This window comes from Oceanicoccus sp. (genome assembly GCF_029238675.1).
GTDB lineage: Bacteria > Pseudomonadota > Gammaproteobacteria > Pseudomonadales > Dasaniaceae > Oceanicoccus.
Genome location: NZ_JAQWFR010000005.1, coordinates 45,300 through 65,546, shown reverse-complemented (window position 1 = coordinate 65,546; position 20,247 = coordinate 45,300). Strand labels below are relative to the sequence as shown.

General features: G+C 48.1%; 26 protein-coding genes. 15 read left to right on the top strand and 11 right to left on the bottom strand.

The window, feature by feature from the left end:
• Positions 1–21: 21 nt before the first annotated feature.
• From P8H32_RS02315 to pyk, 3 genes are all read right to left on the bottom strand, one after another.
• Positions 22–1,296, bottom strand: a complete 1,275-nt coding sequence (locus tag P8H32_RS02315) for an HDOD domain-containing protein (RefSeq protein WP_301088373.1) — start codon at positions 1,294–1,296, stop codon at positions 22–24.
• A 135-nt stretch (positions 1,297–1,431) separates the two neighbouring features.
• A complete protein-coding gene (gene arfB, locus P8H32_RS02310) occupies positions 1,432–1,845 on the bottom strand; it encodes an alternative ribosome rescue aminoacyl-tRNA hydrolase ArfB (RefSeq protein ID WP_297291010.1) in 414 nt (137 codons plus the stop codon).
• An 11-nt stretch (positions 1,846–1,856) separates the two neighbouring features.
• Complete coding sequence (gene pyk, locus P8H32_RS02305; protein ID WP_297291011.1) at positions 1,857–3,293, bottom strand: pyruvate kinase; 1,437 nt, start codon at positions 3,291–3,293, stop codon at positions 1,857–1,859.
• A 270-nt stretch (positions 3,294–3,563) separates the two neighbouring features.
• Here pyk and P8H32_RS02300 point away from each other — a divergent pair, with 270 nt between their 5' ends.
• The 4 genes from P8H32_RS02300 to P8H32_RS02285 all read left to right on the top strand — a co-directional run bounded on the left by P8H32_RS02300 (position 3,564) and on the right by P8H32_RS02285 (position 5,303).
• Positions 3,564–4,106: a DUF2058 domain-containing protein gene (locus P8H32_RS02300; RefSeq protein ID WP_301088372.1), complete on the top strand. Its 543-nt coding sequence runs from the start codon at positions 3,564–3,566 to the stop codon at positions 4,104–4,106.
• A gap of 4 nt (positions 4,107–4,110) precedes the next feature.
• Positions 4,111–4,431 carry a DUF3301 domain-containing protein gene (locus P8H32_RS02295; protein WP_297291013.1) on the top strand — a complete coding sequence of 107 codons (321 nt, stop codon included), beginning with the start codon at positions 4,111–4,113 and terminating at the stop codon, positions 4,429–4,431.
• A 162-nt stretch (positions 4,432–4,593) separates the two neighbouring features.
• Positions 4,594–4,914: a type II toxin-antitoxin system HigB family toxin gene (locus P8H32_RS02290; RefSeq protein ID WP_367279141.1), complete on the top strand. Its 321-nt coding sequence runs from the start codon at positions 4,594–4,596 to the stop codon at positions 4,912–4,914.
• 14 nt (positions 4,915–4,928) lie between these two features.
• The gene (locus tag P8H32_RS02285; protein ID WP_297291019.1) at positions 4,929–5,303 is read left to right on the top strand and encodes a type II toxin-antitoxin system HigA family antitoxin; all 375 of its coding nucleotides are present in this window, start codon (positions 4,929–4,931) and stop codon (positions 5,301–5,303) included.
• Here the strand turns inward: P8H32_RS02285 and P8H32_RS02280 are convergent.
• From P8H32_RS02280 to P8H32_RS02260, 5 genes are all read right to left on the bottom strand, one after another.
• Positions 5,300–5,710 carry a CBS domain-containing protein gene (locus P8H32_RS02280; protein WP_301088370.1) on the bottom strand — a complete coding sequence of 137 codons (411 nt, stop codon included), beginning with the start codon at positions 5,708–5,710 and terminating at the stop codon, positions 5,300–5,302. The genes P8H32_RS02285 and P8H32_RS02280 overlap by 4 nt on opposite strands.
• A 92-nt stretch (positions 5,711–5,802) precedes the next feature.
• On the bottom strand, positions 5,803–6,813 hold the full coding sequence (locus P8H32_RS02275) for a nucleoid-associated protein (RefSeq protein ID WP_301088369.1): 1,011 nt from the start codon (positions 6,811–6,813) through the stop codon (positions 5,803–5,805).
• 9 nt (positions 6,814–6,822) lie between these two features.
• Positions 6,823–7,107, bottom strand: coding sequence for a hypothetical protein (locus P8H32_RS02270; protein WP_301088368.1), 285 nt, complete (start codon positions 7,105–7,107; stop codon positions 6,823–6,825).
• A 106-nt stretch (positions 7,108–7,213) separates the two neighbouring features.
• Complete coding sequence (locus P8H32_RS02265) at positions 7,214–7,474, bottom strand: hypothetical protein (protein ID WP_297291018.1); 261 nt, start codon at positions 7,472–7,474, stop codon at positions 7,214–7,216.
• A gap of 369 nt (positions 7,475–7,843) precedes the next feature.
• Positions 7,844–8,167 (bottom strand): hypothetical protein, encoded by a 324-nt coding sequence (locus tag P8H32_RS02260; RefSeq protein ID WP_297291822.1) that lies wholly within the window; start codon positions 8,165–8,167, stop codon positions 7,844–7,846.
• A 168-nt stretch (positions 8,168–8,335) separates the two neighbouring features.
• Here P8H32_RS02260 and P8H32_RS02255 point away from each other — a divergent pair, with 168 nt between their 5' ends.
• The 9 genes from P8H32_RS02255 (at position 8,336) to P8H32_RS02215 (ending at position 15,351) form a co-directional block, all read left to right on the top strand.
• Positions 8,336–8,956, top strand: coding sequence for an FKBP-type peptidyl-prolyl cis-trans isomerase (locus tag P8H32_RS02255; protein ID WP_297291821.1), 621 nt, complete (start codon positions 8,336–8,338; stop codon positions 8,954–8,956).
• 138 nt (positions 8,957–9,094) lie between these two features.
• Entirely contained in the window at positions 9,095–10,018 is a 924-nt protein-coding gene (rdgC, locus tag P8H32_RS02250) for a recombination-associated protein RdgC (RefSeq protein WP_301088367.1), read from the top strand.
• Between the two features lie 26 nt (positions 10,019–10,044).
• Positions 10,045–10,347 carry a Dabb family protein gene (locus tag P8H32_RS02245; RefSeq protein WP_297291819.1) on the top strand — a complete coding sequence of 101 codons (303 nt, stop codon included), beginning with the start codon at positions 10,045–10,047 and terminating at the stop codon, positions 10,345–10,347.
• 20 nt (positions 10,348–10,367) lie between these two features.
• Positions 10,368–11,198: a S1-like domain-containing RNA-binding protein gene (locus P8H32_RS02240; protein WP_301088366.1), complete on the top strand. Its 831-nt coding sequence runs from the start codon at positions 10,368–10,370 to the stop codon at positions 11,196–11,198.
• Between the two features lie 12 nt (positions 11,199–11,210).
• A complete protein-coding gene (gene trmH / locus P8H32_RS02235) occupies positions 11,211–11,930 on the top strand; it encodes a tRNA (guanosine(18)-2'-O)-methyltransferase TrmH (RefSeq protein ID WP_297291817.1) in 720 nt (239 codons plus the stop codon).
• A 1-nt stretch (position 11,931) separates the two neighbouring features.
• Positions 11,932–12,114 carry a hypothetical protein gene (locus P8H32_RS02230; RefSeq protein WP_297291816.1) on the top strand — a complete coding sequence of 61 codons (183 nt, stop codon included), beginning with the start codon at positions 11,932–11,934 and terminating at the stop codon, positions 12,112–12,114.
• Positions 12,115–12,230: 116 nt separating this feature from the next.
• Positions 12,231–12,848, top strand: coding sequence for an adenylyl-sulfate kinase (cysC, locus tag P8H32_RS02225; protein WP_297291815.1), 618 nt, complete (start codon positions 12,231–12,233; stop codon positions 12,846–12,848).
• Between the two features lie 35 nt (positions 12,849–12,883).
• Positions 12,884–14,074, top strand: coding sequence for a sulfate adenylyltransferase (gene sat, locus P8H32_RS02220; RefSeq protein WP_297291814.1), 1,191 nt, complete (start codon positions 12,884–12,886; stop codon positions 14,072–14,074).
• Between the two features lie 95 nt (positions 14,075–14,169).
• Positions 14,170–15,351, top strand: a complete 1,182-nt coding sequence (locus P8H32_RS02215; protein ID WP_301088365.1) for an acetyl-CoA C-acyltransferase — start codon at positions 14,170–14,172, stop codon at positions 15,349–15,351.
• A gap of 9 nt (positions 15,352–15,360) precedes the next feature.
• On the opposite strand, the gene P8H32_RS02210 is transcribed toward P8H32_RS02215, so the two are convergent.
• The 3 genes from P8H32_RS02210 to purM are packed head-to-tail and all read right to left on the bottom strand — an operon-like array spanning position 15,361 to position 17,800.
• Positions 15,361–16,140, bottom strand: coding sequence for a DUF3108 domain-containing protein (locus P8H32_RS02210; RefSeq protein ID WP_297291812.1), 780 nt, complete (start codon positions 16,138–16,140; stop codon positions 15,361–15,363).
• On the bottom strand, positions 16,085–16,744 hold the full coding sequence (gene purN, locus P8H32_RS02205; protein ID WP_297291811.1) for a phosphoribosylglycinamide formyltransferase: 660 nt from the start codon (positions 16,742–16,744) through the stop codon (positions 16,085–16,087). Before purN ends, P8H32_RS02210 begins: the two co-directional genes overlap by 56 nt.
• 3 nt (positions 16,745–16,747) lie before the next feature.
• Positions 16,748–17,800, bottom strand: a complete 1,053-nt coding sequence (gene purM, locus P8H32_RS02200) for a phosphoribosylformylglycinamidine cyclo-ligase (RefSeq protein ID WP_297291810.1) — start codon at positions 17,798–17,800, stop codon at positions 16,748–16,750.
• 238 nt (positions 17,801–18,038) lie between these two features.
• On the opposite strand from purM, the gene P8H32_RS02195 reads away from it, so the two are divergent.
• Positions 18,039–19,109, top strand: coding sequence for a DUF2066 domain-containing protein (locus P8H32_RS02195; RefSeq protein WP_301088364.1), 1,071 nt, complete (start codon positions 18,039–18,041; stop codon positions 19,107–19,109).
• Positions 19,110–19,160: 51 nt separating this feature from the next.
• Entirely contained in the window at positions 19,161–20,225 is a 1,065-nt protein-coding gene (locus P8H32_RS02190; protein WP_297291808.1) for an AI-2E family transporter, read from the top strand.
• Positions 20,226–20,247 lie beyond the last annotated feature (22 nt).

Genomic DNA, 20,247 nt, shown 5'->3' with positions numbered 1-20,247 from the left:
GACGGTAGGGGGGGTATGACGTTAATTATTAAAAATCGACCGTAACTCAGCAATTTGATCTTTGGCTGCTTCAACAATTGCCGTAGTTTGTTCAGATGTTAGCTGGTGTTTTTTAAGTTTTTCAAAAGCGGGGACGGAATTAATTTCCGGTAATGGCGGGCTGACATTTTCTTTGCCTTGCAGTGCATAAAGCGTAGCCACCTGCACCAAGTCACAATAATCAAAGTCTGAACCGTCCTCGGCAATGCTACCACTGCCGCGCATCCAGTCACCGGACTCCCTGGCTACCGTGATTAAGTCCTCGGTAAAGCCCCAGCGAGTTAATACCATTTCACCAAGCTTGCTTCGCAGATTGGTAGTAGCAATATTTAAGCGATTCTCATCGGTGGATAAATCGTAAAAACGTTCTGCATAGGTCAATACCACAATCTCACCAATGCTGTGAATCAAACCCGCTAACAGCGCTTCTTCCTTATTAAAGCCAGGCAGTTGTTTGGCTAACACATAACTATAGGCGGCCACCTCAACACTCTGCTGCCACAGGCGGCGCATATGATCTTTGAATAAGTGTGACTTGGTTTCAAACAGGGCGAGTACCGCAAAACTGGTCACCAACTGTTTGGTCGTAGTCAGGCCCAAACGCGCAATAGCGGTTTGGGTATCATCGCAGTGGCTGGCGCCCCGGTACATCACACTGTTAGCGACTTTTACCAGTTTGGTGGCAATGGCTGGGTCAGTATTAACCAGTTTTGCCAGGTCTTCCATGCTGCATTCGGGGTTGTCGATTAACTCGCGAATACGAAAAGCCACCTCGGGCAAACTGGGTAAGACAAAGCGGCCGGTATTTAACTCTTGTTCAAATTCATAGACCAGCGAGTGGCCTTCTTCACCGGCTTTTTGCTGCATCTCTTTAACCAGCACATTGCTGTCGTTTTTACGGGTACTGCTTTGCAGTTCGTCTAATACTGAAGCGCTGATAACAAAATAGCTGATGGGGGTTGCCGCTTTGGCGGTATACATTCGAGGGCGCAGGCGGGCGATGGGAAACCTGGCATTGGTACTATCTGTACTAATCAGGTTTTCCCGGCCATCCTGTGCAATCAGGCTAATGGTGCCGCTAATCAAATAAAACTCATCGGCGTCAAAATCACCGCTCTCAAACAGGCATTGGCCCACATCGCCGGTCTTAAGGCTAATGTCCCTGGCGAGCATGGTTAAAAAGTCAGTATCCAGGCTGTTAAATGGGGAGTATTTAGGCAATAACTCCAATAACGTTGACAGATCTGTTTCGCTCATGGTGATGTTGTTATTCCGTTAGAGGTTGTGATCAGGTGCTTCATAATAGTTGAGTTTATACGCTAATACTGCTTTTGTCCGACCGCTGGGTCGAGTGGTATTACCTTTTATCCACTGCGGACTTCAATAGCGCACCTAGATCATGGGTTTACCCCGCAAAGCCTTGGTTTTACCGCGCTGGGTTTTCTTATCCATACGCCTTTTTTGTGAGCCTTTAGTGGCTTTGGTCGGGCGGCGTGTTTTGGTTAATTGGGTCGCTTTTTTAATCAGCTCTTTCAGGCGTTGCAGGGCATCGTCACGATTTTTTTCCTGGGTGCGATGGGTCTGGGCCTTAATCACAATCACTCCGTCTTTACTGATGCGCTGGTCGCTAAGTTGCAGTAGCCGCTGTTTATAAAAGTCTGGCAGTGATGAGGCTTTGACATCAAAACGTAAATGAATAGCTGAAGATACCTTGTTAACATTCTGGCCGCCGGCACCTTGTGCCCGAATAGCAGTAATTTCCAATTCATGGCTGGGTATCGTGACATGGGTAGAGAGAATCAACATGGGGCGCTCACTTAACCCTGGTATTCAAGGATTTTAACGTTATTAGTCATACCCCCTGAGCCGTGAATATCGCCATAGGTAATAATCACCCGGTCACCTTGTTGTAGCGAGGCTGGCTTGGCGGCGGTTTCCAGTGCGGCGGGATAGAGCGTATCGCCATTGTTATGGCTAAGGTCTACAAAAATAGGCACAACCCCACGGTACAGCGCCATGCGCTGGCAGGTTTGCTGGTGACGGGAAATTCCATAAATGGGTAGGCTTGAACTTAGCCGCGACATAATCAATGCGGTAGCGCCGGATTCGGTTAAACAAATACTCGCCTTGACATTTTCAAGATGATTGGCGGCATAAATGGCAGCTAATGCGATCGACTCATTAATCGTGCCGATGGTTTTATCAATGCGGTAACCGGAAGTTCGTGTATCCGGGTGTTGCTCTGCGCCCAGGCAGGCATCGGCCATAGCAGCAACCACTTTCTCCGGGTATTTCCCGGTGGCGGTTTCGGCGGATAGCATAACGGCATCGGTACCATCTAATACGGCATTGGCCACATCAAAGACTTCAGCGCGGGTTGGCACCGGTGCATTAATCATTGATTCCATCATTTGTGTGGCAGTAATCACTGGCTTATTAGCACGGCGGGCCTGGCGAATGATTTTCTTTTGTACGCCTATCAATTGGGCGTCGCCAATTTCAACGCCAAGGTCACCACGGGCCACCATCACGCCGTCTGAGGCTTTAATCAACTCGTTAAGCGTATCATCGCTAGCCACGGCTTCGGCGCGTTCAATCTTGGAAATAATATTAATGGTGACATTCAGGGTTGCTAACTTCTGTTTAACCGGTATCAGGTCATCAGCGCAACTGGGGAAGGAAACAGCCAGGAAATCCAGCTTAAGTTCCGCTGCCAGTTCAATATCAGCCAGGTCTTTTTCAGTAATAGCAGGGGCCGATAAACCACCACCCAAGCGGTTGAGGCCTTTACGTGACTTTAATTCTCCGCCCACTTTAATCTGGCAATGGACATCGTCACCTTCAATATCATTGACTGTTAGCTGAATAAGCCCGTCATCTAACAGCAGGGTATCGCCGACAGTCACAGAAGAGGGCAGGGCCTTATAGCCTACAGAGACACAGCTATCGGTTTTCTCTTTGCTGTCATCAATGGTCAGGGTAATCTCACCACCATCAGGCAGTGTCAGGGACTCTTTATGTAAATCGCCAATGCGAATTTTGGGGCCTTGCAAGTCACCTAAAATCGCAGCATAAATCTTCTTCTCGGCGCAGACCTCCCGGATAATTTGCGCTTGCTGCCGGTGGCCATCGGCGGAGCCGTGGGAGAAGTTAAGGCGAAACACATTCACCCCTTTATCTAACAGGCGGCCAATCATTTCACGGCTGCCGGAGGCGGGGCCTATAGTGGCAACAATTTTTGTTCTTCTAACCATTGTGTATCCTTATCTAAATTGAGCTTCTAGTATGGTTCAAGTTGCTGATATTACTACTAATCTAGCTGTGCTTTTTGATGATTTTGTGACATTGGGGGTTTTTTCATCACGGTTGAATATTCCCTGCGGTGGACGGTGTTTAAAAAGACGCTTTCACAGTAAACTAGCATTATTGAATAACGACCCAATAAATAATGACTATCAACCATGAAATCATCAGTGAGGCCATATGGTAGATGTGTTAGATAAAGTGACTCAGGAGGTGGCGTAATGGCCGGTTCATTACAGGATCAGCTATTAAAAGCTGGCTTGGCAGATAAAAAGAAAGCCAAACAAATCAAAAAAGAAAAAACCAAACAGACTCAGCAGCAACGCAAGTCGAAAGATGGCGTGGTGGATGAAACCAGGCAGCAAGTACAGCTATCCCGTCAGGAGAAACAACAGCGCGACCGTCAGTTAAATGAACAGCGCAAGGCCGAAGCGGATAAAAAAGCGATTGCTGCACAGGTTAAGCAGCTAATCGAGGTTAATCGTTTGTCTCGCGAGGGTGCCGATATTGATTACAACTTTACCGACCAGAAAAAAATCAAAAAAATACTGGTTGATAACACCATGCTGGAGCAGCTTAGTCGTGGCCGTTTAGCCATTGTCAGTTTGAATGACAAATATGAAGTGGTACCTGCAGGCGTAGCGGGAAAAATACAGCAGCGTTTACCCAAGCGGGTGATTGTAGCCAATGAAGTGGCCAGTAATGAAGTGGATGAAGATGATCCCTATGCGGATTACCAAATCCCTGATGATTTAATGTGGTAAGGCGATGTATGATTTAGGGGATTTGCTGGTCGGGTTTATTTTTGTTGCCTTTACTATGTTGTGGTGGAATGCCCAGGGTGTGAAGCAAATTGCTTTAAGGTCGACCCGGGATCATTGTAAAAAAATGAACGTACAATTATTGGATGATGGCGTAGCGCTCAAGGGCTTTTGGTTTAAGCGCAACAAAAACGGCGATCTGTGTCTATGGCGTTCCTATAATTTTGAATTTACCAGTACAGGGAATGAGCGCTATAGTGGGCAGGTGATTATGCTCGGGCGGTTTGTAGAGAAAATCCATATGGATGCTTATCGGGTTAATGAGTGAATCCTGCGCATGCAATAGGGCGCATACAAAGAAGCTGTTGATTTTAAAGGTAAAACTTTTCTAGCCAAGGTAGGGATGCTATCCGGTGCTATTAACTAACAACTAAACAGGCCAAACAACCTTTGGCAAATAGTGTTTGACAATTCAATAAATGCTCCCATAATGGGAGGAAATGGAATTAATATGCGGATTATTTCAAAAAGGACTTTGAGAGAGTTCTGGCAGCAGCCAGCTTATTCGGATTCACAGGGGCAGTTAGAGGCATCGCATGACGAGGTATTACAGGCAAACTGGTCTACACCTCAAGAGCTAAAGGCGCAGTTTAGAAACGCCAGCATACTGCCAGATAGCCGGGTGGTATTTAACATAAAGGGTAATGACTACCGGCTAATTGTAAAAATTAATTACCCATACAAGATGGTATATGTGCGTTTTGTGGGTACCCACGAGGCCTACAATAAAATAGATGCGGTGACTATATGACAACCATGACAACCATGACAATCAAACCTATTAAAACCAAAGCAGATTACGAGGCGGCACTAAAACGTATTATGGTGCTGATGGATGCCCGCGCTGATACCCCCGAGGGTGATGAGCTCGATATTTTAGGGACGCTGGTCGAAGTCTACGAAGCCAAAAACTTCACGATCAAAGCAGCCAACCCGATTGAGGTGATTCGCTTTCGTATGGAGCAATACGGGCTTAAGGACAAAGACCTGATTCCCTATATCGGCCACTCAGGTCGAGTGTCAGAAGTGTTGAGTTATCGGCGCAAGCTGACCTTAACCATGATTCGAAAACTGCATGCTGGCCTAAAAATACCGACTGAAAATCTGGTGCAGGATTATCCACTGCAAAATATATCTTAGGCTTCTTCTAATACTGCTGCTCGATATAGGCCATTAATAATATCGGTTTGAGTCAGCAAGCCTATCAATTTGTTTTCCCGGTTAATCACCGGTGCATGGCGAATGCCTTCTTCGCGAATAATATCAACTGCTTCAAATAAGGTATGGTCTTCCATAATAGTGATGGGGTCCACAGACATAAAGTTGGCAACGGAGAGAGAGTCCCAGCTCACATCGGCTAGCATGTCGGCCAGGATGGTGACCATATCGCGTTCGGTGATTATGCCGACGGGGGCTTCGTCTTTGACGACGACCAGGCATGAAAATTTTTGATTGTGCAGCATTTTAACTACATCGGTGAGTAGTGTTTCTGCTTTACAGGTGGTGACCTCGCGGGTCATTAGTTCGGTAACCCATATATCATGCATACTAGCTATCCTTTTACAGTATTTAATTAACCCCGAAGGGTCATCCTTGTTTCTGGGTAGTAGTTATAGCACAATTTTTTTGATAGTAAATATCATTCCTTTGTTGGCTTATTAGAGTTTTTCAACTGCTGTTTTAAGGACTTGGGAATCTCTTTAATAGTTAAAGTGCCGGAGGCTTCGTCATAGACGATATTCTGGCCGAACATATCAGCAGAAAAGCTGATACTCATATTCTTATCGCGACCAAAATAACGCACATAGCGCTTTAAACTGCCTCGGTCGGTATAGATTTCTGCCTTGGGGGATTCTTGTTTGGAAGAGACAAATTCAGCAAATTCTTTGGGTTGTTGCTCGTTCAGTTGTGTGGAAATATCTTCAAACACAACCGGTGCCCCTTGCTTATCTTGCTCAACACAGTAGTCGAGAATTTTACCTTTATAATCGGTGACTTTTTCTTCAGGTAGTGATTGTGCATAGTCGTCAACAATGGTTAAGAACTCACTGGTTTCAACCACCAGATCAAGGCCGGTAGAAAAACCAAGAAAGGCACTGAAGGTATCACTTAAGTTTTTATTACCACGGCTGGTAATCATTGAAAGATATTTTTGCGAATCTTCTTCTAACCACTCTTCAATAAACAGACGTGCTCCGTAGAGTATTTTATTACTGTCGATATATTGCGTGGGTGCTATATCCAGGGTGTTATCAATATGGGCAGCTTCAACATGGTTAAACCAAAAAATATACAGCTGCTCCTGGTCCATTACCGTTTCCAGCGCAAATAGAATATGGGCAGAAAAAGCCTCGTCATTGTCGCCCATTTTTTGCTGCAAATGCTCTAACAACCGTTGCGTTGTCCTGGCAAAAGGTGACTTACCCTGCTGTTGTTCCTGCAACCAACCCGGCACCGGGTTATCGGTTTGCTCACTATCAAAATGACCGTACTGTTTTTGGCTGCTGCGCTGGTAGCTTTGCTTGAGTTGCTCAAACAGCGAATAGGCAGGGCCGGAGCTGCTGTTTTCTTCGTCGCGCAGAGTAGTAGTGACATCAGCGCCGGGCACCGGGCGCTCTATCTGGTGGATAATGCAATGCTGTAAGGTCATGGTATTGTTTTAGTGGGAGCTAAAGATTTGAATAGAGTAACCAGTAGATAGCGCTTCTTTCAGGGCTGGGTCGGCTGCAATGAGTTTTTGGTCAACAAGAAATTTATCTTCAATCAATTTTCTTTTTTCAATCGCGGGTCTTTCAAAGCCCTGTTGTTTTAAATAAATCTGGCACAGTTGCTCGGCACCAAACAGGTCTTTGAAATTGATATAGATAATAAAGGGTACTTCAGCGCCTTTGGCAAAACCTTCTAAAGCTTTGGGGGTGCGGGCATTGACGGAGAATACATACATAATGGGGTCTGATTTGGCCTGTTTTAAAGAGGCGGCATCATAGCATAAGTTTGGGGCCAACTGGGGAGGGGGTAGGGTGGATTGCAATCCACCCTACAGGAGGGAGTTAAGCGGCGTATTGCCAATCAAGTTCAGCAACAGCCGGTATAGCCGATGTGCGAATAAAGTATTCCGCAGGGTAGCAGCGGCCGTTGGTATCAATAGAGGCGGCGTGAACAATCGCCTGAATATCACCTTTGCGGTCATAGATGGCTGTTTCGTAACCTTTACCCTTAACGGCATTAGTGGTGATATCCGCGAGGTGCTGGCGAAACTGACGGTAGTCGACCTGGGTAAATACGCTGTTGCTGGCTGAGTTCATCATCATCTTCTCTCTGCTGTTTTCTGTTCGGTTTAATAAATCAGGTAAGTACTGTATCGATCAGCATGTCTGTATCAATGACCAGTACTGTATAACTATACAGTTTAGTGGGCTTTGTTTATCTCGCAAGTCTATTTGTGAAAAAAAGTGAGATTTTTAGTCACTTGTCTCGAGCAGTGGCGATTTAGGGATGGTTGGGGATGGTTGGGAATAGTTAGGGAATAGTTAGGGAATAGTTAGGGAATAGTTAGGGAATAGTTTAAGAAGTCACTTAAAAAGGGGGGGAATACGTAATAAAATCAATTGGATAGGCGTATTTTGATGTTTCAACCAGGCAGGCTGGCTCATACCCTATGATATAGGGCGGTGTATGGATTACTCATCCACCCAAACTTCGCGCAATGGTTCACCAAAATCATCATAAATAATTTTCTTTCGCGGCCGGCGAATACTGGGCTTGGGTTTTTCCAGCTTCTTATTGCGCCGTGCATCAATGGCAGCAATCACCTCAGGTACATAAGTGCGGCCTTGTTTGGGTTGTTGAAAAGCAGTGCCGTCGGGCTTTAATGGCCCGTTGGGATTTTCCCTGCCACTAATTCCCCGTTCAATTTCCGCCACCTCGCCGCCTTTTTTAAGGAAGTCGGCAATTTGTTTTTCCATATCATTACGAATATCGGCTTTAGAGATAATTTTTTTCACGGAGAGGGTCTTTTAAAGGGCATTAGGTCATCATAGCAGACAATGGCCGCTATGCCTCGCCCAGAGTTGATGGCGGCCGATTATGCTGGCTGGTCCACAATTCGGGTTTATCGCCACAGGCTTTATGCTAGAATGCGCGCCTTTTTAATATCCGGTGAAGTGAAACTTATGTCTGAGAAATATACAACAGTAGAACAACGCGTCAGCTACGGTGTGGGCCGCCAAATGGGCGACCAGCTAGCGGGCAACCCTTTTGATGGTATTGAGATGGATGCCGTGGTTGAAGGTGTTAGAGACGCTCTTAACGGTGTGCCCAGTGCTGTTGAGACTGAGTTACTCAGTGCAGCCTATGAAGAAATCAATGCGCGCATGCAAGCTAAGGAGGCTGAACAATCAAAAGAAATGTCCGCCGAAGGGGAAGCCTTTTTAGCCGACAACGCCAAGCGCGATGAAGTGACTGTTACTGAAAGCGGTATGCAGTATGAAGTACTGGTAGCAGGCGATGGCGAAAAGCCGGTTGCAACTTCTACTGTTCGTACTCATTACCACGGTACTTTAGTCGACGGCACTGTTTTTGACAGCTCTGTTGATCGCGGTGAGCCAGCGGAATTCCCTGTTAATGGTGTGATTGCCGGTTGGACTGAAGCCCTGCAAATGATGGGTGTGGGTTCTAAATGGCGTTTATATCTGCCTTATCAGTTGGCTTATGGTGAGCGTGGTGCCGGTGGTGCTATTGGGCCTTATGCGACATTAGTCTTTGACGTCGAATTGATTGATATCGTTAGCTAGACGCCAGCCCCCGTCATTCCCGCGAAGGCGGGAATCCAGCCTGCATGCTTATGCTGTTATTTCCGCGTACGCGGAAATCTACAGCGCTGGGTTCCCGCCTTCGCGGGAATGACGGGTCTTTGTAGGAATTAAATAAAGATGTGGTTTAAAAATTTACAAGTCTACCGCTTCACCAAACCCTTCGAGCTAACTCCCGAAGAGCTAGGTGAACAACTTGAACAATATGCCTTCAAGCCCTGCGGTAGCCAGGACTTATCCCAATATGGTTGGGTGCCCCCTCTAGGGCATCACGGTACTGAATTTGTTCATGCCGCCGGTGGCTATATTATGCTCTGTGCAAAAAAGCAGGACAAAGTACTACCTGCCTCCGTAGTGAATGAGCAAGTGGCTGAAAAAGCCCTGGCCATACAAACTCAGGAAGGCCGTTCAGTAGGTCGTAAAGAACGGATGAACCTCAAAGAAGAAATTACCTTTGAGTTATTGCCAAAAGCCTTTGCCCGCTCTTCATTACAGTTTGCTTATATCGCCCCCAAAGAAGGACTGTTAGTCGTTAACAGCGCCTCCAGCAAAAAGGCCGAAGAACTGATTAGCACCCTGCGGGAAAGTATTGGCAGTGTGCCTGTGATTCCAGTAACGGCGAATAATATTCCCCAGCACGCCATGACCTCCTGGTTGAAAACCGGCCATGCACCGAAAAATTTCGAGTTTGGTCATGAGTGTGAATTAAAAGATCCTACCGATGAAGGCGGTGTGATTCGTTGCAAACACCAGGATCTGACTTCCACCGAAATTAACAATCATATTAAGGCTGGTATGTACGTTAGCAAACTCGGTTTAAGCTTTAGTGGTGGTATTGAGTTTGTAGTGGATGATGCCCTGGCCATAAAGCGTCTGACCTTCGATGATATTATCCAGGAAAAAGCTAACCAGGTAGATGCCCATGATGCGGCGGAACAGTTTGATGTCGACTTCTCCATTATGACACTGGAACTGGCCGCCTTAATCTCAGCGGTGATTGAAATCTTTGGTGGTGAAAACCAGGATGCGGTAAAAGCGGCTTAGCGCTAGAAAGCAACAGAGGACTTATAGTGATAAAACATATACTGCTATTTAAGATTGAAGAGGGCGTAGAGGGTCGCAGCAAAGCCGAAAGCATTGCCCAGGCTAAAGCCCTGATTGAAGGTATGAATGGTAAAATTCCTGGCTTGATCAAAGTAGAAGTGGGGGTGGATTTTTCCGAAAGCCCCGACTCCGCCGATATGGCGCTATACTCAGAGTTTGAATCACGGGAGGCCCTGGAAGTCTATGCCGGCCACCCCGAGCATAAAGCCGTACTGCCTTTTATTAAAAGCATTATCAGCGAACGTCGCTTAATCGATTACGAAGTGTAATCACACACAGGTCAAAACCCATGGTTGCCATCGGACAATTTAATCAACTCGAAATCGTAAAAGATAGCGATGTTGGCGTGTTTCTGGATGGCGGTGATTTTGGGCAAATCCTGTTACCCCAGCGCTTTCTTAAAGACCAGGCCCAGCTGGGTGATAATCTAACGGTTTTTATCTATCTTGATTCGGATGATAGATTAATCGCCACCACCGATACTCCCCATGCCTGCGAAGGTGACTTTGCCTGGCTTAAAGTGGTTGAGATCAACAAAGTAGGGGCCTTTCTCGACTGGGGCTTGCCCAAAGATTTACTACTGCCTTTTGCACAACAGAAATTTCCTCCGGTAGAGGGGAAACGCGTACTGGTTAAAGTCTATCTGGATAACAGCAACCGTTTAGCGGCCTCATCCCGTATTGATAAATACCTGAAGGAAGAAACTACCGGCTATACCGTGGGTCAGGAGGTTGACCTGATGGTTGCCGATAAAACCGAGCTGGGTTTTAAAGCCATTGTTGATAGCGCCTATTGGGGTATGCTCTATAGCAACGAAGTTTTCCAGCCGCTTAACAAAGGCGACCGAATTTCTGGCTATGTAAAACGAGTGCGTGATGATAACCGGCTGGATATTACCCTGACCCAACCGGGCTATGAAAAAATCTCTGGTGTGGCTGGGCAAATTCTTGAAGTACTTAAAGAGCACGACGGCTACTTAATGATTACCGACAAAAGCTCGCCGGAAACTATTCGCTCAGTGTTTAAAATCAGTAAAAAAGTGTATAAAAAAGCGATTGGAGCGCTGTATAAACAACGCCGCATAGCTATCGAGGAGAAAGGCATTCGCCTGTTGGGCTAGTGCTACTGCCCCATGACCCCAGAACGTTTTAACCGCCTATGCGCCACCCTGGATAAACGCCAGCCGGACTTAACCGTATTAACCGATTACGTTCATAAAGGCCGCAACCTCTCAGCCATAGTCCGCACCGCCGACGCCGTGGGAGTAGGGGATGTACACTGCGTGATTGGTGATAAAGACTACCACTCATTTCGCGGTACCGCGCTGGGCAGCCATCGCTATGTCAAAGTCCACCGCTACCGTGAACTGCAAACCCCGGTTGGCGAACTCAAGGCCCGGGGCTTTCAAATTGTGGCGGCGCATTTATCCAGGCAGGCAGTGGATTACCACGAAGTGGACTTTACCAAACCAACGGCCCTGCTGATGGGGGCAGAAAAAGACGGCATCAGTGATGAGGCTAGCGCATTAGCGGATATTCACGTCACTGTCCCCATGGTGGGGATGGTGGAATCCTTTAATGTCTCCGTAGCTGCAGGCATTATCCTTAGCGAAGCTCGCCACCAGCGTCAGTTGGCTGGGCTGTATGACCAGCAACGTATCGACACGGCCGAATACGACCGCTTATTCTTTGAATGGGCCCACCCCAAAATCCGCGACTTTTGCCGTACCCACCGCTTTGAGTACCCGGCCCTAAGGGAAGACGGCGAAATTATTGATGCCTCAGGCTGGTATGCGGATAAGCGGGAAATACTGGCAAAACGGCGACAGCAGAAACTGGAGGGGGACATGTAACATGGGTAATTTATTATTGGTTCTGGGGGTTTTATTTGCCGCCCTGTTTATTGTCGTCAAACTCACAGAGCGCCATGCCAAGCCGGTGGACGAGCAGCAACAGGCAAAAATGTCCCGTATTGCGATGGTCTCCATCATGCTATTACTGGTACTGGGATTGATTCGTTACTACACAGGGGCATGACAGGAGCATATTCACAGCCATTGCTTTGGCTATAAACGGACAAATCATGTACACTCCGCGCTCCCAAAAATCTAACAAGCTGATTAATAAACCCGTAAACCAGGGCCGAGAATAGCATGACTGAACAAAAAGCGACCAATGTCCACTGGCACGAGGGTGACGTCACCCGCGAAGACCGTAACAAAATCCTTAACCAAAAAGGCGCTACCCTCTGGTTTACCGGCCTTTCCGGCAGCGGTAAAAGCACCGTAGCCGTAGCCCTTGAGCAGGCCCTGACCGCCAAAGGCAAACTGACCTACCGACTTGATGGCGACAATATCCGCCTGGGTATCAACAAAAACCTGGGCTTTAGCGCTGAAGATCGCACTGAAAATATTCGCCGCATCGGTGAAATTTCCAAACTGTTTGTGGATGTGGGTGTGATTACCCTGTCCAGCTTTGTCAGCCCCTACCGCGCTGACCGCGACTTAGTCCGAGAACTCCACGAAGCTGCTGGTATGCAGTTTATCGAAGTCTTTGTGGACGTCCCATTAGATGTGGCCGAAAGCCGTGACCCCAAGGGCTTGTATAAGAAAGCCCGCGCCGGTGAGATTCCAAACTTTACCGGTATCTCTGACCCCTACGAAGAGCCTCTAAACGCAGAAGTGGTGCTCAACAGTCATGAAATGTCTTTGGAAGAGGAAGTGAGCGTACTGCTTGCTCTGCTGGAAGAACGCGGCCTCTTATCCGCCTAATTTAAAAGCGAAAGTAAAAGCAAAAGGAAAGATCAATGATTAAACCCCATGGTGCAGACGAGCTAAAACCATTATTCGTCTACGATACTGAACAACACCACGCCCTGAATGCCGAAGCAGCAACCCTGCCTTCACTGCTGGTCAGTTCTGCCGCCGCCGCCAATGCTGTAATGCTGGGCGCTGGCTACTTCACTCCGTTAACCGGTTATATGAACCTGGCCGATTCTTTGGCCGTGGCAGAAAATCTGCACACCACCGACGGTTTATTCTGGCCTGTGCCCATTGTTAACCTTAATAACGATATCAGCTCTATTGGTGATGCCAAGCGGATTGCGCTGCGTGACCCTAATGTTGAAGGCAACCCTGTGTTGGCCATTATGGATATCGATGCGATTGAAACGGTTAGCGATGAGCAAATTGATTTTATGGCTGAGAATATTTTCGGCACCCTGGACCCTGAGCACCCAGGTGTAGCTGCCTTTAAAGGGCAGGGCAATAACCTGCTATCTGGCGCTATCCAGGTACTAAACTTCAGCTACTTCCAAACCGATTTCCCGGATACCTTCCGCACCGCGGTAGAAATTCGCAACGAAATGACCGAGCGCGGTTGGAAAAAAGCTGTAGCCTTCCAAACCCGTAACCCCATGCACCGCGCCCACGAAGAACTCTGCCGCATGGCGCAGGAAGACTTGGGCAGCGACGGTATCCTGATTCATATGCTGTTGGGTAAATTGAAGCCGGGTGATATTCCAGCTGATGTGCGCGATAACTGTATCCGTAAAATGGTAGAGGTTTACTTCCCGGCCAATACGGTGATGATCACCGGTTACGGCTTTGATATGTTGTACGCCGGCCCACGTGAAGCGGTACTGCACGCCGTATTCCGCCAGAACTGTGGTTGTACCCACTTTATTGTCGGCCGTGACCACGCCGGTGTTGGCGACTACTACGGCGGCTTTGATGCGCAAACCATCTTTGATGAAAAAGTCCCTGAAGGTGCTCTGGAGATTGAAATCTACCGCGCTGACCATACGGCTTACTCCAAGAAACTGGACAAAGTTATTATGATGAAAGACGCTCCTGATCACGGCAAGGATGATTTTATCCTGCTGTCAGGTACCAAGGTCCGTGAAATGCTGGGCAACGGTATTGCACCACCGCCTGAGTTTTCTCGACCTGAGTGCGCTCAAATCCTAATGGATTACTATCAGGGTTTAGATAGTTAAACCCAAGCCCTGATTTATAAAAAGCCGCTACTTAGCGGCTTTTTTTATGTCTATAGTCAGTAGGTTTTTACCCGCGACTATTATCAGGTATATCTATGAACGAAGCTGTTATTGTTTCCACCGCCCGCACTCCCATTGCTAAAGCCTATAGGGGAGCCTTTAATAATATCAATGGCCCAAGCCTGGGTGCGATTCCCGTTAAAGCTGCCCTTGAGCGTGCAGGTATTGAGTTCGCCGAAGTGGATGACTGTGTATTCGGTTGTGCGCTGCAGCAGGGCACAACCGGTATGAATGTCGCTCGGCAAATAGCACTGCGGGCAGGTTTGCCCGTCACTGTGCCAGCCATGTCTATTGAGCGTCAGTGCTCCTCCGGTTTAATGGCTATTGCCACCGCCGCCAAACAGATTATTCTTGATGGTCAGTCCATTGCGGTGGCGGGGGGTATAGAAAGTATTTCACTAGTGCAGAATGAGCATATGAATAACTTTCGTGCTGAAGACCCGGACCTATTGGAGATAGCCCCCGATATTTACAGGCCGATGCTGGAAACCGCAGAAGTGGTAGCCAGGCGTTATAACATTAGCCGTGAAGCACAGGATGAATATGCACTGTTAAGCCAGCAGCGTACGGCGGCTGCACAAGCCGCAGGGGCTTTTGATCAAGAGATTGTTTCGGTTAATGCGATAAAATCTGTTATTGATCAAGAAACTAAAGAGCTTAGCTACGAGGAAGTATTGCTAAGCAAAGATGAAGGCAACCGCCCGCAAACCCAGTTGGACAATCTGGCCAGCCTGAATGCTGTGATTGACGGTGGTTCGATAACGGCAGGTAATGCTTCGCAGTTATCGGACGGTGCCTCGGCTTGTGTGCTGATGAGTAGCCAATTAGCTGAACAAAGGGGTTTGCAGCCGTTAGGGGTTTATCGAGGTATGGCCGTCGCCGGTTGTGAGCCGGATGAAATGGGTATTGGTCCGATATGGGCTATACCCAAATTGCTAAAGCACCACGGTTTAAGCATTGATGATATCGGTCTGTGGGAATTAAACGAAGCCTTTGCTGTGCAGGTGCTTTATTGTCGTGATCACCTGGGTATTCCTATTGAGCGACTCAATGTCAATGGCGGTGCGATTTCGATTGGCCACCCTTATGGAATGAGTGGTGCTCGCATGGTGGGGCATGCATTGATTGAAGGCCGCCGCCGCGGGGTAAAGTATGTGGTGATTACTATGTGTGTTGGTGGTGGTATGGGCGCGGCGGGTTTGTTTGAGGTATGTTAACGATAGTGTTTATTCGGTTTTGATGCCCTCTATACTTTTTATCATCTGCCCATCCAGCTCGGCAGTTTTTAAATCAATTTGATATTCTTCTTTACCCTCTTTAATCCTGACGATGCGCAGTAAAAAATAATCCCAGTCTTTGGCTAGCCATATTAGGATGTATTTATTTTTGTTGGGGCGGCGCTGTTCTAACTTAACCGCAGTAAAGGTACCCAGTGGTGTAGTAATAGTTTCTTCACCCAGTTTTTTGACCTGGTAGGTTTTGAGTTTGCTGCGATCAATCAGGTGATAGGTTTTTTGCTTGAAGTGTGCATCGTTTAATAAATCCAAACGCAGTTGCGACTGAAAGCTTAAATGATCAAAGGTGTTTTCTATCAATGGCAGGGCTTCTTTGCCATGTAGCTGATCAAGCACGGTTTGGTTTTCTGTATCAAATACCAGTTCGCTATTTCGTTGACTGATTAGCCCGTTGCTGGAGTGGTAGCTAAGAGGTATTAGTTGATTGCCTTTTATGACAAAGGTCGCTTTTTTTTCAATACTGGTTAATAGCATAGAGGCATAGCTGCGCAGCTGCCATTGCTGGTTGTCGGTTTTGTTGAGGGTTTGCTCCACTTCCGCCGCCACGCCTTTTACTTTACTGCTGTAGATGGCTTTGTAGGGCTTTATAGAATGGGTGGGGTTCGCATTGGCCAGGGCAGGGGGTCCCAGTAGCAATGCAGCTAGCAGGATACGTCTAATCGTTATATTGATAGCCGCCAGCGGAGAGTGGGGTGTTATCCAGTATGGCATTATTAGACTCCAGTGTTAGTCTACCTTCAGCAAACCACTGCGCTGCCTGCGGGTAGATAATATGTTCTTTAGTGAGTACACGTTTAGCCAGTGTCTCAGCGGTGTCACCGGTTTCTATATTAACGGCCGCCTGAATAATGGCAGGGCCTCCGTCCAGCTCTTCAGTCACAAAGTGTACGGTGGCTCCGGTTTGCGGGTCACCGGCGTCAATAGCGCGCTGGTGGGTGTGCAGGCCTGGGTACTTGGGCAACAATGAAGGATGAATGTTCAATAAGCGGCCGTGATAATTTTGCACAAAGCCCGGTGTAAGTATGCGCATAAAGCCGGCGAGGATAACCAGGTCGGGGGAGTAGCTGTCGATGCGCTCCATTAGTTTGGCATCAAAGGCTTCGCGGCTTTCAAACTCGGTGTGGTCAATAGCTTCAGTGGCTATACCAGCATTGGCTGCACGCTCAAGGCCATAGGCCTTGGGACGGTTGCTAAATACCGCAGCGATATCAGCAGACAGGCTGCCGTTGTTGATGCCATCAATAAACGATTGCAGGTTGGAGCCGCTGCCAGAAACCAGGATAACCAGTTTGCAAGGGGAGGTAGAGGCACTCATCAATTATAGCCCTTGCAATTCTACCTGTTCTTCGCCTTCTGCCGCAGCGGCAATCTGGCCAATCACCCAAGGGGTTTCGCCCTGTTCTTTTAATACCGCCAGTGCTTGCTCGGCTTCACTGCCAGGTACCGCTAACACCATTCCTACGCCGCAGTTAAAGGTGCGGTACATTTCAACGGCATCAACATTGCCTTGCTCTTGCAGCCAGTTAAATACTTCGGGCATTTGCCAGCTGTTTAGATCGATCACCGCTTTGGCATTGTCAGGCAATACGCGGGGGATGTTTTCCAGTAAACCACCGCCGGTAATATGGGAGAGTGCGTTAACAGAGCAGCTTTTCATTAATGCCAGGATCGCCTTAACGTAAATCTGGGTGGGGGCCATTAAAGCTTCTGCCAGGGTTTTATCACCAGCGCTTTGGCTAAGGTCAGCACCGCTGACTTCGATAATTTTACGGATTAAGGAATAGCCATTGGAGTGAGGGCCGGATGAGGCCAGGCCAATCAGTGTGTCGCCGGTGCTGACTTTGCTGCCATCAATAATCTCGGACTTTTCTGCTACGCCGACACAGAAGCCTGCCAGGTCGTAGTCTTCGCCTTCGTACATACCGGGCATTTCAGCGGTTTCGCCGCCAACCAATGAACAGCCGGATAATTCACAACCCTTGCCAATTCCTTCAACCACGGCCGCGGCAGTATCAACATTCAGTTTACCGGTGGCGTAGTAGTCGAGGAAAAACAGCGGTTCTGCACCGGCTACAATCAGGTCATTAACACACATGGCCACCAGGTCGATACCGATGGTGTTATGGATACCCAGATCCATGGCCAGTCGCAATTTAGTACCTACACCGTCGGTGCCGGAGACCAGTACTGGCTGCTTATAGCCTTCAGGGATTTCACACAGGGCGCCAAAGCCTCCCAGACCGGCCATCACCTCGGGGCGACGGGTGCGCCTGGCGACGTGTTTGATACGGTCAACCAGGGCGTTACCAGCATCGATATCTACGCCGGCATCTTTATAGCTCAGGGATTGTTTGGGAGTTTGTTCGCTCATGGATTGGCTGGGCTCTTGTTTTGGTCTTAAGGGTTCAGTGTTAGAGGGTCTGTTTACAGGCGCGCTATTTTAGCTTGAATGCCGCTGGAGTACGACTATAAATTCGGTTCTTTGCCGTAATCGTGATCAAAGCTGTACTGACTGATTGAGATTGCTACAATGCGCTCCATAAATCACCGGTTTGGGATAAGCTATTTTGTTTTTTCGACATTTGATCATTTGCAAGCTTGCTATAGCATTGAGCCTGTTTTTTCCGCTGCTGACTGCTGCTGAGCAGGTAGATGGCCTCTATGATATCGCGGTACCGGTAGCGTCCCAGTCCAGCCAGGAACTGCGACGGGCCACCCGTGAGGGCTTGAGTACGGTGTTTGTCCGTGTTTCCGGCGATGCCGGGTTGGCGCAGCAGTCGGCCATCAAAGCAGCCCTTAAAAAAGCCACTCAATATACCAGGCAGTTCCGCTATGAAACCCGCCCCGGGTTAGTTTGGCAGGCTGATAAGACCGAGGATAAGCCTGACCAGCCCACTGAACAGCTGTACGCGGTAATTGAATTTGAACCCAAGCTGGTAGATGCCACCCTGCGCGCAGCCGGTTTACCCCTATGGTCCAGTAATCGCCCCACGGTATTACTATGGCTGGTGGTAGCCGAGGGCAATAAACGCCGCTTTGCCAATGCCGAGACCGATGCCGATATTATTCAGGCCATCACTATCAATGCGCAGCGCCGGGGTTTGGCGATTAAATTACCGACACTGGATCTGGAAGATATGGTGGCGGTTTCCACCAGCCAACTCTGGCAATTGAATCACCCAAAGGCCAATGCCGCCGCTGAACGCTATCAGGCGGATACAGTATTGTTTGGCCGTGTTAGCTTGCTAACCAATGGCGAGTGGCTGGGGAGTTGGCAGTATAACTATGCGGAGCAGCGACAGAGTTTTGATGCCGAAGCCATGGCAGCTAACGATTATATAGCGGTAGCTATTGATCAGGTGGCGCAGTTGTTGGCTCAGCAATACGCTATCGCGCCAGTTAATATCGCCGACAATGGCGTACTACTAAGGCTCAGCGGTATTGATGATTTTATTAATTATGCCCGGGCGATTAACTATCTGGAATCGGTTGCGGCGGTTCGCCATGCTAATGTATTAAGTGTCGAGGGGGATGAGATTATTGTTCGCCTGGTAGCCGATGGCTTGCTGACACAGTTAGAGCAATCTTTTGCCCTGGATAAAAAAATTCAGCCCCAGATATCGGGTAGCTATCAGGGTGATTATGATATTGTGCTGGACTATTTTTGGCCTTCCTCTTAAGTCTTGACCTTAAATCTTGCACCTTAAATTTTTCAATAAGGGAATAAATTGATGACAGATATACAACGGGTATGGGCGCTGCTGGCACTGGCTTTGGCAGTGCTGTTTGTTGGGTTGTTAGAGCCGATATTGATGCCCTTTCTGGTGGGTACTTTGCTGGCCTATCTTGGCGACCCCTTAGCAGATCGGTTAGAGGCGCGTGGACTTGGGCGTACCCTGGCGGTGTCGTTGGTGTTTGTGGGGCTAAGCTCGGTATTGATTGTGCTGGTGCTGCTAACGATTCCACTATTGGGTCGGCAGCTGGATTTATTGGCAACCAAAATACCCCAGTGGCTGCATGCTATTCAGGATGTGCTTATTCCCTGGCTACAGCAAACCCTGAATTTACCCAAAGACAGTTTGCCCATTACCCAGTTTAAAACCGTGCTGACTGAAAACTGGATGTCCGCGGGAGGCTTGCTTGGGACGCTATGGTCAAAGGTGGCCGGTTCAAGCCTGGCGATGATGACATGGCTAGCCAACCTGGTATTGATTCCGGTAGTGACTTTTTATTTGCTGCGGGACTGGGATATTGTGATGGCCCATCTGCGGGATTTATTACCTCGCTCTGTTGAGCCTACAGTGGTGCAACTGGCCACCGAGTGTGATGAGATCCTGGGCGCTTTTATCCGTGGCCAGCTATTGGTGATGTTGGCATTGGGGATTATTTACAGTATTGGCTTAAAGTTTGTGGGTTTGGATTTGGCCTTTATTTTAGGCTTAATCGCGGGCCTTGCCAGCATAGTGCCCTATATGGGTTTTATTGTTGGCATCACTGTTGCCGGCATTGCGGCCTGGTTTCAGTTTTATGAATTGCCGATGTTACTGGCGGTGGGTGTGGTATTTGCCATTGGGCAAATATTAGAAGGTATGGTGCTTACTCCGTTATTGGTGGGCGATAGAATTGGTTTGCATCCGGTAGCGGTTATTTTTGCGATTATGGCCGGCGGCCAGCTTGCCGGTTTTACCGGTGTGTTATTGGCTTTACCTGTTGCTGCGGTGGTGATGGTGTTGTTGCGCCATGCCCATACCAGCTATAAAGACAGCAAGCTTTATACAGCAGACAACGCCCCCTAAAGAAAATGCCCTGACAGGAATT